Origin of the sequence: Oceanicola sp. 22II-s10i (assembly GCF_002210105.1) — a bacterium.
Classification (GTDB): Bacteria; Pseudomonadota; Alphaproteobacteria; order Rhodobacterales; family Rhodobacteraceae; genus Pseudooceanicola.
Map to the genome: position 1 here is coordinate 264983 of NZ_AQQU01000003.1, position 13835 is coordinate 278817.

Consider the following 13835-nt stretch of genomic DNA (forward strand, 5'->3'; position numbering starts at 1 on the left):
GACCATAGGCGCCGGGGCCCCCGCCGCAAGCCGGGGCGCGGCGTCACCCGCAGGGCCGGGCGTTGGACTGCCCAAGGCTTGGGCAGGGCGCGAGAGTTGTTGACGCAGCGGGCGCTTGGGTGTTGAACGGGCGCGCAAAACAGGAGGGTCGGATGGCCTACAAGATCTTCATCGACGGCGAGGTTGGCACCACGGGTCTGCAGATCCGCGAACGGCTGGACGCCCGCGCGGATATCGAGCTTCTGAGCCTCTCCGAAGACCGCCGCAAGGACGTGAACGCCCGCGCCGACGCCGCGCGCGAGGCCGACGTCTCGATCCTCTGCCTGCCCGACGCGGCGGCGAAGGACCTCGTCGCGGCGCTCGGCCCCGACGAGGGCCGGCTGATCGACGCCTCGACGGCGCACCGGGTCGATCCGGACTGGGTTTTCGGCTTTCCGGAAATGGCCGAAGGCCAGCGGCAGGCGCTGTCGTCCGCGCGGCGGGTGTCGAACCCCGGCTGCTGGTCGACCTGCGCGATCGCCCTGATCCGCCCGATGGTCGAGGCCGGGCTGATGGCCCCGGACGCCGCCCACGCGGTGTCGGGTGTCTCGGGCTATACCGGCGGCGGCAAGGCGATGATCGCGGAATTCGAGACGGGCGAGGCAGAGGGGTCTTTCCTCTATGGTGTGTCTCAGGCGCACAAGCACCTGCCGGAGATGACGAAATACGGCAAGCTGACCGTCGCGCCGGTGTTCGTCCCCTCGGTCGGGGCCTATGCGCAGGGCATGGCGGTGGCCGTGCATCTGGGCGAGATGGGGCCGGACGGGATGACGGCCGCGAAGGATGCGCTGAGCGCGGCCTACGAGGGGCAGCAGTTCGTCTCGGTGGTCGACGCGTCGGTCCACGAACCGCGCGTCCTGCCGCAGCGGCTGAACGGGACCAACCGGCTGGAGCTGTCGGTGCATGGCAACCCGGCAACCGGGGCGGTGACGCTGATCGCGGTGCTCGACAACCTCGGAAAGGGGGCCTCGGGCGCGGCGGTGCAGAACATGAACCTGATGCTCGGCGCGGAGGAAAGCGCGGGGCTGGTCTGAGCGGCCTGATCGGGAAATGTTGACTGCTGTCAACTGGTTAACGCCGGGTGTTCGCGTCCGGCGTTAGTGTTTTGTTAGGGGGGTTGTGATCAGGGGGAGTCCACGCCTGTGGCGGGCCGGGATTTGGGGGCGCTGCCCTCTGGCCCCCCGGAGTTTATCGGGCCAGATGAAGCCGGGGATCGGGGCGAAGGTGGGCGTAGTGCCGGAGACGGTGACGTCCACGCTTGTTGCGGGCCGGATTTGGGGGCGCTGCCCCGTCGCCATTGGTTGCCGAACCTATGGCGCACCAAGAGCGACCCCCGGCATATTTCTGGAAAGGTGAAGCAGGGGAGCTGGTCTTGATCCCCTGCGTTTTCATGGGCTTGCGGGGCGGGATTAACCCCGGCGGCGGCGGCGGCCACCGCCGCGACCGGCTTCCATGGCGGCCTTGGCGGCGTCGGGGAAGGTGGCGCCTTCGTTGACGGCGTCGATGACGCGGCTGAAGCCGATCCACTGGCCGCCGTTCGGGTCGTGGTTCATCAGGAAGTTGGCGGCCTTGATCGCCTCCATCTCGACCTGGCGGACCGGGTTCATGATCGCGCTGGTCATGCCGGCGCCGATGGCCATCGGCAGGAAGGCGGCGTTGATCCCGTGACGGTGCGGCAGGCCGAAGGAGATGTTCGACGCGCCGCAGGTGGTGTTCACGCCCAGTTCGTCACGCAGGCGGCGGACGAGGGTGAAGACCTGCTGGCCGGCGGAGGCCATGGCGCCGACGGGCATCACCAGCGGGTCGACCACGATGTCATGGGCGGGAATGCCGAAATCGGCGGCGCGTTCGACGATCTTCTTGGCGACGGCGAAGCGGACGTCCGGATCCTCGGAGATGCCGGTGTCGTCGTTGGAGATCGCGACGACCGGGACGTTGTATTTCTTGACCAGCGGCAGGACGAGCTCGAGGCGTTCCTCTTCGCCCGTCACGGAGTTCAGCAGCGGGCGGCCGTTGGCCTTGGCGAGGCCGGTTTCCAGTGCGCCGGGGACCGAGCTGTCGATGCAGAGCGGCACGTCGACGATGCCCTGCACGCATTCCACCAGCTGGCCCATCAGGGTCGGCTCGACGAAGTTGTTGTCGGCGTAGCGCGGATCCTCGGCCATCTTGTTGGTGAAGACCGCGCCCGAGTTCACGTCGAGCACCATCGCGCCGCAGGCGACCTGCTCCAGCGCGTCCTTCTCGACGGTCGAGAAGTTGCCCATCTCGAGCTCGGCGGCGAGCTTCTTGCGGCCCGTCGGGTTGATGCGTTCGCCGATGACGCAGAAGGGTTCGTCAAAGCCGATGACGACGGTCTTGGTCTGGCTCTCGATCACGGTGCGGGTCATGTGCGGTCCTTCGGATGCAGGGTATCGGGGCGCCGCCGGGGCGCCGTGCTGATGTCGGTGATAGCCGGGTGCGGCGCCGGTGCCAACCGGGTCGCGGGGATCAGCCCGCGGCGGCGACGGCTGCCGGTGTGCCCGCGGCGCCCGCGTTGTCGGTGATCCACTGGGCCGCCGTCTTGATCCCGCCGAGGGGGAAGACATGGACCTGCTCGATCAGGCTGTCCGGCTTCGCGGCCTTGTGGGCGGCGAGATCGGCCAGCACGTCGTGCGGTTCATAGGGCAGGACCAGCTTGGTCACGTCCATCGCGCGCTTCTGCAGGACCTTGAGCGAGGGACCGACACCGCAGGCGACGGCGAACTTGATCAGGGTCTGCAGCTTGGCGGGACCGGCCACGCCGACATGGACGGGCAGGTGGATGCCGTTCGCCTGCAGGCGCTCGGTCCAGTCGATGATCGGCTGCGCCTCGAAGGCGAACTGGGTGGCCATTGCGACGGAGGCGGCGGTGCGTTCGGACCAGTCCTGCTTCCATTTCGCGGCGGCCATCACGGCGCGCTCGCCGCCGTCGGTGTCGATGTCGCGGTTGCCCTCGGGGTGGCCGGCGACGTGGAGGTGGGTGAAGCCCGCCTTGTCGAAGAGCCCGGTCTCGATCAGCTGCATGGAATTGTCGAAATCACCGCGCGGGGTGGCGATCCCGCCGCCGAGCAGCAGGCCCTGACGGATCCCGGCCTCGCCCTGGTAGCGGGCGATCCAGTCGGCCAGCGTGGCCGCGTCGGCGATCGAGCGGGCGGGGAAGTGCGGCATCACGTCGAAGCCCTGGCCGGCGATGCGGCGGGCGGTGGCGACCATGTCGTCGATCTCGGTCCCGTCGATATGGGCGATGTAGACGCGGGTGCCCTTCGGCAGGAGGGCGCGGAAATCCTCGACCTTCTCGGCGGTGCGGGGCATCACCTCGATCGAGTAGCCCGAGAGGAAGCCGTCCAGCGAACCGGAGGCGACACGCGCCGTTTCCCGGCGGCGGAAGTTCAACAGAGCCATCATGGCCTCCTTTACAGTTCGGGCGGTCAGGCCCATCCGTCGTTTCCGATCAGCACCTTGAGCCGGTCCTGGTCATAGTCGCTTTCGAGCTGCGCGGCCGTGGCCTGCGCGACTTCGTCCGGGTCGCCGTCGGCCTGGCCCGAGGGGGCCTTGCGCCATTCGGCGAGGTAGTCGTCGGTGCCGGCGGCGCCCGATTTCATGGCAGCGCGGTCGATGGCCTGTTCGAAACGTTCGGACAGCTGCACCTTGGCGCCGCGGCGGCCTTTTCCGACAATCACCTGCGCCGGGATGTCCCGCCAGTAGACGATCGTGATATCGGCCATACGCTTGATTCCTTCAGGTTTCCCTGCGCCTTCTCTACGGCACGCGGGGCGGTTGCTTTGGGTCGTTTTCGACATGCTTGGCACGTCTTGCGACGTCGCTATCCGACATGGCGTCCGGATGCACCTCACCATATCGTTCGATGCGCATGCTTGCGCCAACAGCCGTCTGCGGCTACGTTTGTTTCAACACGAAATGGAGGGCGTACAAGATGGCGCCCAAGCGTCCCGAAGGTGCGGGCGCATTCCCGAAACCGGTTGAGAACCCCGCACTGAACCAACCCGATCCGTCGGAGCTGTACGCAGCGCTGGATCTGGGAACGAATGCCTGTCGCATGCTGATTGCCCAACCCAAGGGCAGCCAGTTCCATGTGGTGGACAGCTTCTCGAAATCCGTGCAGCTCGGCGCCGGGCTGGAGCGGTCCGGTCGCCTTGGCCGGGCCTCGATGACCCGCGCCGTGCAGGCGATCCGCGTCTGCCGGCAGAAGCTGGACCGGCACGGCGTCAAGCGGATGCGGCTGGTCGCGACCGAGGCCTGCCGCCGCGCGGTCAATGCGCCGGGTTTCCTCGAGGAGGTCAAGCGCGAGACGGGGCTTTTGCTCGACATCATCCAGCCCGAGGAGGAGGCGCGTCTGGCCGTTGTCTCCTGCGCGCCACTGGTGTCGACGCGGACCGAGCAGCTTCTGGTGGTGGACATCGGCGGGGGCTCGACCGAGCTGGTGTGGATCGACCTGTCGTCTGTCCCCGCGCTGGAGCGGCCGCGTGCGATCATGCGGCTGCATGCCGGGTTCCACCCGCAGGAAAGCCCGTTTCCCGCCGCCAAGGTGGTGGACTGGATTTCCGTGCCGCTTGGCGTGGCGACCCTGCGCGACCAGTTCCGCGACGTGGAGGACGATTCGGGGCGCTTCGCGCTGATGTCGTGGTTCTTCGAGGAGAACCTGGCCGAATTCGCGCCTTACAAGGACGAGCAGGTGCGCGAGGGGTTCCAGATCATCGGCACCAGCGGGACCGTGACGACCGTCGCGGCGAGCCATCTGGGGCTGAAGCGGTATGACCGGACCAAGGTCGACGGGCTGCGGATGACGTCGGACCAGATCGACGAGGTGATCCGGGGCTATCTGGACCTCGGGCCCGAGGGGCGGCGCAAGGATCCGCGCATCGGGCAGGACCGGCAGGCGCTGATCATGTCGGGTTCGGCCATCCTACAGGCGCTGCTGCGCTGCTGGCCGACGGACCGGCTGTCGGTGGCGGACCGTGGGCTGCGCGAGGGTCTGCTTTATGCGCAGATGAGCGCGGACGGCGTGCTGGAGGACGGCCCGTTCTGATCTGAGGCGGTGCGCCTTTTCCGCCGGGTTTTGCCCGCCGGAGGGGCAGGGCGCATCCGCGGGGCGTTGACGCCGCCGCGGGGCGCGATTAGCTGCGCGGCATGGCACGCGCACCCCTTCTCCAGCTTTCCGACATCTCGCTCACCTTCGGCGGGGATCCCGTTTTCGACGGGCTTTCGCTCAATATACAGCCGGGGGACCGGGTGGCGCTCGTGGGGCGGAACGGGTCCGGGAAATCCACGCTGATGAAGGTGATGGCGGGGCTCGTCGAGGCCGACAAGGGCGACCGGGTGCTCTCGCCCGGCACCTCCGTCGGCTACATGCAGCAGGAGCCGGACATGTCGGGCTTCGAGACGCTGGGCGATTTCGCGGGCGCGGGGCTGGATCCGTCCGAGGCCTACAAGGTCGAGATGGCCTCCGAGGGGCTGAAGTTCGATCCGGCGCGCCCGGTCGCGACCGCTTCGGGCGGCGAGCGGCGGCGCGCGGCGCTGGCGCGGCTCTGGGCCGAGGGGCCGGAGCTGATGCTGCTGGACGAACCGACCAACCACCTGGATATCGAGGCGATCGGCTGGCTGGAAGATCAGCTGCGCGAGACGCGGCGCGCCTTTGTCCTGATCTCGCACGACCGGGCCTTCCTGCGCGCGCTGACCCGCGCGACGCTGTGGATCGACCGGGGTGCGGTGCGGCGGCAGGAGAAGGGCTTCGAGGATTTCGAGGCCTGGCGCGACAAGGTCTGGGAGGACGAGGACGTCGCCCGCCACAAGCTGGACCGCAAGATCAAGTCCGAGGCCCGTTGGGCCGTCGAGGGGATCAGCGCACGGCGCAAGCGGAACCAGGGCCGGGTGCGTGCGCTGGCCGCGCTGCGCGAGGACCGGGCAAGCCAGATCCGGCGGCAGGGGACGGCGGCCATGGCGCTCGATTCGGGGCCGAAGTCGGGGCGCAAGGTGATTGAGGCCGCGGGCATCGCCAAGGGCTTCGGCGCGCGCACGCTGCTGAAGGATTTCTCGCTGACCGTGATGCGCGGCGACCGGGTGGCCTTTGTCGGGCCGAACGGGGTCGGCAAGACCACGCTGATCGGCATGCTGACGGGCGAGATCGCGCCGGACCGGGGCGAGGTGAAGCTGGGCACGAACCTGATGCCCGCCATATTCGACCAGTCGCGGTCGGCGCTGGACCCGGACCGCACGCTCTGGGACAGCCTGACGCTGGACCCCGGCATGCGGGTGTCGGGCGAGGCGGATCAGGTCATGGTGCGCGGCCAGCCGAAACACGTGGTCGGCTACCTCAAGGACTTCCTGTTCGACGAGGCGCAGGCAAGGGCGCCTGTGCGATCCCTGTCGGGTGGCGAAAAGGCGCGCCTGCTGCTGGCGCGGCTGATGGCGAAGGAAAGCAACCTTCTGGTGCTGGACGAACCGACCAACGATCTGGACGTCGAGACGCTGGACCTGCTGCAGGAACTGCTGGACGATTACGACGGCACGGTGCTGCTGGTCAGCCACGACCGGGATTTCATCGACCGTGTGGCGACGACCACGGTGGCGATGGAGGGCGACGGGCGGGCTGTGGTCTATGCCGGGGGCTGGTCCGACTACCGGGCGCAGCGGGGCGAGGCTGCGACGACGGATAAGGCCGTGAAGTCAGATGCTTCCGCGCCGAAAGTCAAGCAGGACGCGAAGCCGCAGGGGCAGGCCCGGAAGGCCGGGCTCAGCTTCACCGAGAGCCATCGGCTCAAGGAACTGCCCGGCGTGATGGACCGGCTGGGGGCCGAGATCGCAAAGCTCGAGGGCCTGCTGTCGGATGCCGACCTGTTCACCCGCGAGCCGGTGAAGTTCCGCAAGGCGACCGAGGCGCTGACCGAACGGCAGAACGCGCTGGCCGCCGCCGAGGAAGAGTGGCTGACGCTGGAAGAAAAGGCGGAGGCCTCCGGTGGGTAAACCAACTTGCCGATCGGTAAAATCATCTATGGAATCTCCTCCGCGCCCGGTGCATGATCCGCGTGGGAGGATTTTCGAACATGACGGACAGCGCTGTTCTGCCCTTGTCGGGCATTCGCGTAATCGACCTGACGCAGGTCTATCAGGGACCCTATTGCACGCTTCTGATGGCCAAGGCCGGGGCGGATGTGATCAAGGTCGAACCGCTCAAGGGTGAACCGATCCGCATCCGGCAGGAAGTGTCGCGCGGGTCTGCCGTGCCCTTCGCGATGCTGAACCAGAACAAGCGCGACATGACGCTCGATCTGAAGAGCCCCGAGGGCAAGGATATCCTCCGCCGCCTCGTCAAGGATGCCGACGTGCTGGTCGAGAACTACGCCCCCGGCGTGATGGACCGCCTCGGCCTCGGCTTCGAGGCGCTGCGCGAGATCAATCCGCGCCTCGTCTATGCCAGCGGGTCGGGCTACGGGATCACCGGGCCGGACAAGGACCGGCAGGCGATGGACATCACCGTGCAGGCCGCGTCGGGCATGATGAGCGTCACCGGGTTCCCCGACGGGCCGCCGGTGAAATGCGGGCCGGCCGTCATCGACTTCCTGTCCGGCACGCACCTTTACGGGGCGATCATGACCGCGCTGTTCCACCGGACCCGCACGGGCAAGGGGCAACTGGTCGAGGTGGCGATGCAGGAATGCGTCTACCCCGCGCTCGCCTCGAACCTCGGGATGATCTACGACACCGACGCCCCGCCGCCCCGCACCGGGAACCGGCATGGTGGCCTCGCGTCGTGCCCCTACAACGTCTACCCGTGCTCGGACGGCTACGTCGCGATCATCTGCACCAACGAGACGCATTTCGTGAACCTCTGCACCGCCATGGGGCAGCCGGAACTGGCGAGTGATCCGCGTTTCTGCGACCGCGCGTCCCGCGTGCGGAACATGGACCTGACGGATGCCACGATCGGCGCTTGGACCGGCGAACGGCCCAAGGCCGAGGTGGCGCGCATCTTCGGCGCGACCAAGGTGCCGCATGCACTGGTGCGCGATCTGATCGAGGTCACGAACGACAGCCACATGCATGCGCGCGGCGCGCTCGGCTGGGTGGATCACCCGGAATTCGGGCGGATCGTGGTGCCGCAGTCGCCGCTGCGCCTGCACGACGCGCCGGGCCTGCCGTTCGACGCTGCCCCCAGCCTCGGCGCGCATTCGCGGCAGGTGCTGGCGGTGGAACTCGGGTATTCCGAGGCCGATATCGACCGGCTGGAGGACGAGGGCGTGATCGCACGCGCCAAGGCCGTTCAGGCGGCGGAATAGGGAGGAAAGACAATGGCGCTCGACAGCGACGACATTCATATCTCGACGGCGGAACGGATCTTTGCCGATCTCGCCGATCTGACCAGCGTGGCCCATGACAAGACCGGGGCCTACAAGCCGAAGCTCTGGCAGGCGGTGGTCGACAACGGCCTGACGCTGGCCATGATGCCCGAAGAGGCGGGCGGCGTCGGGCTGACGCTGGAACAGGGCTTTGCCCTGCTGCGCGCCGCCGGACGCTGGGGCGTCTCCGTGCCGATGGCCGAGACGATCCTGTCCGGCTGGGCGCTGTCCGCCGCCGGGCTGGACGTGCCCGAGGGCGTGCTGATCCCGCTGATCCCCGCGCCGCGCGGATCGCTGAGGATCGACGGGTCGGGCAAGGTGACGGGCGACGTGCCCGAGGTGCCGTTCGGGCGCGAGGCCACCGCCTTCGTCGCTCTGTGTGACGGGCCGGACGGGCCGGTGATCGCGGTGCTGGACCCCGCTGGCTGCACGGTGACCGAGGGCGAGACGCTGTCGTTCGAACCGCTGGACGACGTCTCGGTCGACGCAACGGCCACCGCGAGCGCCCCGGCGGGCGCCGCCGCGCGTCTGCCCGAGATGGCGGCGACCGCGCGGGCAAACCAGATCGCGGGCGCGCTTGAGACGATGCTGGACATGACCGTCCAGTACGCCACCGAGCGCAAGGCGTTCGAGCGGACGATCTCCAAGTTCCAGGCCGTGCAGCACCTGCTGGCGCAACTGGGCGAGGAATGTGCCGCCGCCGTCGCCGCCGCCGTGTCCGCCGCCGACACCCTGTCGCGTGGCGACGAGGGCGCGGGCCTGCTGCTGGAGGTCGCCGCCGCCAAGGTCCGCTGCGGCGAAGCCGCCAACCAGGCCGGGCATATCGCGCACCAGGTGCACGGGGCCATCGGCTTCACCGCCGAACACCCGCTGCACCGCCTGACCCTGAACGCCCTGTCGTGGCGCGAGGATTTCGGGACCGAGGCGCATTGGGCGCTGAAACTGGGCCAGCACGTGTCGCAGGGCAACGGCGACGCGCTGTGGCAGCTCCTGTCGAGCCGCTGAGGGAGGATCACACATGAACGTCGCACTGCGTTTCGACCCCGTCCGCCTGCCGGACTACTGCCAGGCCCTCCGCCAGGAGGTCCGCGCCTTCATCGCCGAACAGGTGGACAAGGGCGTGTACGACCCGAATGCCTCGGAGCATGACATCGAGTCGATGAAGGCCTTTGCCAAGGCCGTGTCCGCCAAGGGCTGGATCGGCATGGCATGGCCCAAGGAATACGGCGGGCAGGAGCGGTCCTTCCTCGAACGCTACGTGGTCAGCGAGGAGATGCTGGTCCACCGCGCGCCGACGCGGAAATACTTCGTCGCCGACCGGCAGAGCGGGCCGACCCTGATCCGCTACGCCTCCGAGAACATCAAGCGGCAGGTCCTGCCCAAGATCATCGCGGGCGAGGCGATGTTCTGCATCGGGATGAGTGAGCCGAACTCGGGCTCCGACCTCTTCGCGGCGAATGCCAAGGCGACCAAGGTCGATGGCGGATGGCGGCTGAACGGGGCCAAGATCTGGACCTCGGGCGCGCAGCATGCCGATTACATGATCGGCCTGTTCCGCACCTCGCAGCCGACCAAGGAGAACCGGCGGCACGGGCTGACGTCGTTCCTCGTGGACATGCATGCCGAGGGCGTGACGGTGAACCCGATCCAGCAGATCACCGGGATCGCCGAGTTCAACGAATGCGTCTTCGACAACGTGTTCCTGCCCGACGATTACGTCATCGGCGAGATCGACGGGGCGTGGAAGCAGGCGACCTCGGAGCTGGCCTATGAACGGTCCGGGCCCGAGCGGTTCCTCGAGACCTTCGGCGCGATGCGGGCGTTTCTGGCGGCGGTCGAGGGGACGGATGATCCCCGCGTGCAGGAAGGGCTGGGGCGGCTGATCGCGCAGCTTCACACGATGCGGCGGATGTCGGTGTCGGTGGCGGGGATGCTGGAGGCGGGGCGCGAGCCCGTGACCGAGGCGGCCATCGTCAAGGACCTCGGCACCGTCTGGGACAAGGCCCTGCCGCGCGAGCTGCGGGAACTGGTGTCGCTGATGGATTACGACAAGTACGACGTTGCGGCCTATCGCGAGCGGATGAACTATTTCACCCGCATGTCGACCAAGCTGACGATCCAGGGCGGCACGACGGAAATCCTGCGCGGGATCGTCGCGCGGGGTCTCGGGCTGCGGTGATTTGGTGGGGCGGGGGAGACTCCGCCCTTATCTGCGCGGCGCGGGGTGGGTCTCTCTCAACCCGCGCAACGCGAGCCGGGCGCGCGCCTGCCCGTGGGGTGGCGCGGCCTGACCCCGGAACGGCGCGCTTTATGGCGGCCAAATTCTTCTGCAATATGAGCGTCGCGCGCGGGCCCCAAAGCGCCAGCCCGTCGGGACGGGCAGGCGCTCGCCCGGCGCCTTCGGCTTGATTCCGGGCTGGCTGCGCGCTGTAGGTAGGGGTGCAATCGGAACCCCGCGTCATCCTCGGGCCTGACCCGAGGATCTCCCGTCACGAGGTCCTCGGGTCAAGCCCGAGGATGACCGTGCCAACGCCCTACCGTCCGGTGAAGTTCGGCGCCCGCTTCTCCAGGAAATGCGCCGAGCCTTCCTTGTAGTCCTCGGTATAGCGGCACTCCATGATCTGGTCCTCGGACTTGTGCACCGCCTCGGTCAGCGTCTGGTACTGCCCATCCCAGATCTGCGCCTTCATCAGCGCCGTCGACCGGGGCGAGGAGAAATTGGCGATCTGGGCCGCATAGTCCTGCACCGCCGCAAGGAAGCCTTCGTCCGGCAGGCACCGGGCGTAGCCCAGCCTCTCGGCCTCGGTCCCGTCGATCCGGCGGGCGGACATCAGCAGGTCGGCGGCGTTCATCGGCCCCACCAGGCGCGGCAGCAGCCAGGCCGAGGCGTGTTCCGCCACCAGCCCGCGCTTGGCGAAGGCCGTGGAGAGCTTGGCCGAGGCCGCCATGAACCGGATGTCGCAATACAGCGGCAGGCAGAAGCCGACCCCTGCCGTCGCCCCGTTGATCGCGGCGATGACCGGCTTGGGGATCGCCAGCATGTAGCTGTAGCGCTGGTTGAAATCGCCGTCCTTGCGCTCGTGCGGCGGGGGCATGTCCTTGCCCGCGCGCTGCGACAGGTTCTGCAGCGACGCGCCCGCGCAGAACGCCTTGCCACGGCCGGTGAAGACGATGGCGCGGACCTCGTCGTCCCCGGCGGCGCGCGTCATCGCCTCGCGCAGGCCATGCTCCATCTCGGGGCGCCACGTGTTGAACTCGTCGGGGCGGTTCAGGCTGATCGTGGCGACGCGGTTCGCGACTTCGTACAGGACGGCCGGTTCGGACATTTCGTTCTCCCTTGTTCCGGGCGCAGCCTCGGGCGCAGGCTCCGACACCGCAAGCGGCAGCGCCCGGATTTCAGGAGTGTCAAATCCGACGCGCCTAACGCCGCCCGGTGAAGGCCATCAGCTCCGCCAGCTTTTCGGACCGGCGCAGGCTGGCCATCCGGGTCTGCGCGCCGCGCCGTTCGGCACGCGCCTGCGCCACGACGCGGATCGCGCTGGCGCAGGGACCGGGCAGGCGGCGCGGCAGGGGCCACGGGATCAGGCGCGCCGCGCGGCAGAGGCCGGGGGCGAAGCGGGTCAGCACCGGGTCGGTGACCGCCACGATCTGTTCGCAACTGCCGGGATCGCCCTGCCGCCCGGCGCGGCCCATGAGCTGGCGGTCGATACGGCGGCTTTCGTGGAACTCGGTCAGGATGACATGCAGCCCGCCCGCCGCCCGCGCCTCGGGTGTCAGCTTTATGTCGGTGCCGCGCCCGGCCATGTTCGTGGCGATGGTGATCCGCCCGGCATGCCCGGCTTCGGCGACGATGGCGGCTTCCTCGGCGTCCTGCCGGGCGTTGAGCAGGCGGCAGGGCGTGCCCGCCAGCGCGGCGGCGATGCGTTCGGACACATCGACCGAGCGGGTGCCGATCAGCACCGGGCGTCCCCGGTCCGACATGCGGCGGGCGCGGGCGACGATGGCGGCGATCTTGGCCCGTTCGGTGCGGTAGAGCCGGGTGCCGGTCAGCCGCCGCCGCACCCGGCGGTTGGTGGGCACGCGGGCCAGCGGTCTGTCATAGGTGCGCGACAGTTCGCGGGCGACCTCGGCCAGCGTGCCGGACATGCCGCCGAACCACAGGTAGCGGCGGAAGAATTCCTGATAGGTGATCTGCGCCAGCGTGCGCCGCTCCTCGCTCAGGTCCAGACCTTCCTTGACCTCGACCATCTGGTGCAGCCCGGCCTGCCACTGGCGGTCGCCGAGGATGCGGCCGGTGAATTCGTCCACGATCTGCACCTTGCCGTCGGTGACGATGTAATGCTGGTCCCGTTCGTAAAGATGCAGCGCGCTCAGCGCGTGGCCCGCCAGTTCCGCGCGGGCGCGCGGCACCCGCCACAGGCCGCCGTTGCCCTCGGTCGCGCGGGCAAGGGCGGCGTGGCCCGCGTCGGTCAGCTCGACCCGCCGGGCATCGCGGCGGATGCGGAAATGTTCGGGCGCCGTCATCACGCGGGCGGCGGCCAGCGCGATGTGGCAGTCGGCGTCGCTCATCCGCCTGTGCGGGGCGGCGATGATGAGTGGCGTCTGCGCCTCGTCGATCAGGACGCTGTCCACCTCGTCCACGATGGCAAAGGCCAGGGCGGGGGGCATGGAGGGCCGCGCCCCGGCCCCCGCCAGCCGCGCCGCCGCCCGGCGCTGCGGCGAGGCGAGGTCGTCGCGCCCCAGCCGTTCGCGCAGGTATTCGAACACCAGCGTCTTGCCCGAGACATGGACGATCGGCGCCAGCCACGCGCGCCGCTTGACCGCCGGATCCGCCTCGGGGTCGATGGCCGCGGATCCGAGGCCGAGCAGGGCATAGACGGGCAGCAGGGTGTCGTGGTCGCGGGTGCAGAGGTATTCGTTCACCGTCACCACATGCACCGGCACGCCCGCCAGCGCGGCGGTGGCGGCGGCCAGGGCGGTGGTGGCGGTCTTGCCCTCGCCGGTGGCCATTTCCGTCAGGTGGCCGGAGAGGATCCGCCGGGCCCCCATGATCTGGACCGGGTGGTGCCGGTAGCCGAGCGCGCGGCGCGTCGCCTCGCGCGTCAGGGCAAAGGCGCGGACGGCGGCGGGGCCGTCGAAGCCTTCGGCCAGCAGGCGGGGGCGCAGGGATGCGGCCGTGGCGCGCAGGTCGTCGTCGGACAGCCGGTCGAGCCTGCGCCCGGCCCGGACCACCCGCGCCGCGAACCGGCGGTCGGCGGAGCCGGTGTCGGTGATCCGGGGCTTTAGCGCCGTCAGCACGGCGATGGCGGCCCTGTCCCACCATTTCAGCTTGGGATGCCGCCGTTCGGGCAGGGCCGACGGGGCACGGTCGCGCGTGTCCCACGGGCGACAGGCGGTCAGGCGGAGGGCGGCGACGGCCATCCG

11 protein-coding genes are annotated in these 13835 nt (G+C 69.1%); 6 read left to right on the forward strand and 5 right to left on the reverse strand.

The annotated features are described in order from the left end of the window. The first annotated feature begins 152 nt into the window (after nt 1–152). Nucleotides 153–1073 carry an N-acetyl-gamma-glutamyl-phosphate reductase gene (gene argC / locus ATO6_RS11425; protein WP_088624127.1) on the forward strand — a complete coding sequence of 307 codons (921 nt, stop codon included), beginning with the start codon at nt 153–155 and terminating at the stop codon, nt 1071–1073. A gap of 375 nt (nt 1074–1448) precedes the next feature. On the opposite strand, the gene ATO6_RS11430 is transcribed toward argC, so the two are convergent. The 3 genes from ATO6_RS11430 to ATO6_RS11440 form a co-directional block, all read right to left on the reverse strand. Next, the gene (locus ATO6_RS11430) at nt 1449–2426 is read right to left on the reverse strand and encodes a methyltetrahydrofolate cobalamin methyltransferase (protein WP_088624128.1); all 978 of its coding nucleotides are present in this window, start codon (nt 2424–2426) and stop codon (nt 1449–1451) included. 100 nt (nt 2427–2526) lie between these two features. Then, nucleotides 2527–3459 (reverse strand): 5,10-methylenetetrahydrofolate reductase, encoded by a 933-nt coding sequence (locus ATO6_RS11435; RefSeq protein ID WP_088624129.1) that lies wholly within the window; start codon nt 3457–3459, stop codon nt 2527–2529. Between the two features lie 26 nt (nt 3460–3485). Continuing rightward, complete coding sequence (locus ATO6_RS11440; protein ID WP_088624130.1) at nt 3486–3782, reverse strand: virulence factor; 297 nt, start codon at nt 3780–3782, stop codon at nt 3486–3488. Nucleotides 3783–3991: 209 nt separating this feature from the next. Here ATO6_RS11440 and ATO6_RS11445 point away from each other — a divergent pair, with 209 nt between their 5' ends. From ATO6_RS11445 to ATO6_RS11465, 5 genes are all read left to right on the forward strand, one after another. Beyond that, on the forward strand, nt 3992–5104 hold the full coding sequence (locus tag ATO6_RS11445) for a Ppx/GppA phosphatase family protein (protein WP_088624131.1): 1113 nt from the start codon (nt 3992–3994) through the stop codon (nt 5102–5104). A gap of 101 nt (nt 5105–5205) precedes the next feature. After that, nucleotides 5206–7038 carry an ABC-F family ATP-binding cassette domain-containing protein gene (locus tag ATO6_RS11450; RefSeq protein ID WP_088624132.1) on the forward strand — a complete coding sequence of 611 codons (1833 nt, stop codon included), beginning with the start codon at nt 5206–5208 and terminating at the stop codon, nt 7036–7038. Between the two features lie 80 nt (nt 7039–7118). Then, nucleotides 7119–8351: a CaiB/BaiF CoA-transferase family protein gene (locus ATO6_RS11455; RefSeq protein ID WP_088624133.1), complete on the forward strand. Its 1233-nt coding sequence runs from the start codon at nt 7119–7121 to the stop codon at nt 8349–8351. 12 nt (nt 8352–8363) lie between these two features. Continuing rightward, complete coding sequence (locus ATO6_RS11460; RefSeq protein ID WP_088624134.1) at nt 8364–9416, forward strand: acyl-CoA dehydrogenase family protein; 1053 nt, start codon at nt 8364–8366, stop codon at nt 9414–9416. 13 nt (nt 9417–9429) lie between these two features. Continuing rightward, nucleotides 9430–10590, forward strand: coding sequence for an acyl-CoA dehydrogenase family protein (locus tag ATO6_RS11465; RefSeq protein WP_088624135.1), 1161 nt, complete (start codon nt 9430–9432; stop codon nt 10588–10590). Between the two features lie 355 nt (nt 10591–10945). Here ATO6_RS11465 and ATO6_RS11470 read toward each other — a convergent pair whose 3' ends face one another. Both ATO6_RS11470 and ATO6_RS11475 read right to left on the reverse strand, forming a co-directional pair. After that, nucleotides 10946–11737 carry an enoyl-CoA hydratase-related protein gene (locus tag ATO6_RS11470; RefSeq protein WP_088624136.1) on the reverse strand — a complete coding sequence of 264 codons (792 nt, stop codon included), beginning with the start codon at nt 11735–11737 and terminating at the stop codon, nt 10946–10948. A 94-nt stretch (nt 11738–11831) separates the two neighbouring features. Next, nucleotides 11832–13832 (reverse strand): translocase, encoded by a 2001-nt coding sequence (locus ATO6_RS11475; protein ID WP_088624137.1) that lies wholly within the window; start codon nt 13830–13832, stop codon nt 11832–11834. Nucleotides 13833–13835: the final 3 nt, after the last annotated feature.

Bases quoted from the DNA above. Each gene is read 5' to 3' on its own strand.
- ATO6_RS11435 (WP_088624129.1), bottom strand. From the start codon at position 3,459: ATGGCTCTGTTGAACTTCCGCCGCCGGGAAACGGCGCGTGTCGCCTCC.
- argC (WP_088624127.1), top strand. From the start codon at position 153: ATGGCCTACAAGATCTTCATCGACGGCGAGGTTGGCACCACGGGTCTG.
- ATO6_RS11460 (WP_088624134.1), top strand. From the start codon at position 8,364: ATGGCGCTCGACAGCGACGACATTCATATCTCGACGGCGGAACGGATC.
- ATO6_RS11475 (WP_088624137.1), bottom strand. From the start codon at position 13,832: ATGGCCGTCGCCGCCCTCCGCCTGACCGCCTGTCGCCCGTGGGACACG.
- ATO6_RS11465 (WP_088624135.1), top strand. From the start codon at position 9,430: ATGAACGTCGCACTGCGTTTCGACCCCGTCCGCCTGCCGGACTACTGC.
- ATO6_RS11445 (WP_088624131.1), top strand. From the start codon at position 3,992: ATGGCGCCCAAGCGTCCCGAAGGTGCGGGCGCATTCCCGAAACCGGTT.
- ATO6_RS11450 (WP_088624132.1), top strand. From the start codon at position 5,206: ATGGCACGCGCACCCCTTCTCCAGCTTTCCGACATCTCGCTCACCTTC.
- ATO6_RS11470 (WP_088624136.1), bottom strand. From the start codon at position 11,737: ATGTCCGAACCGGCCGTCCTGTACGAAGTCGCGAACCGCGTCGCCACG.
- ATO6_RS11440 (WP_088624130.1), bottom strand. From the start codon at position 3,782: ATGGCCGATATCACGATCGTCTACTGGCGGGACATCCCGGCGCAGGTG.
- ATO6_RS11430 (WP_088624128.1), bottom strand. From the start codon at position 2,426: ATGACCCGCACCGTGATCGAGAGCCAGACCAAGACCGTCGTCATCGGC.
- ATO6_RS11455 (WP_088624133.1), top strand. From the start codon at position 7,119: ATGACGGACAGCGCTGTTCTGCCCTTGTCGGGCATTCGCGTAATCGAC.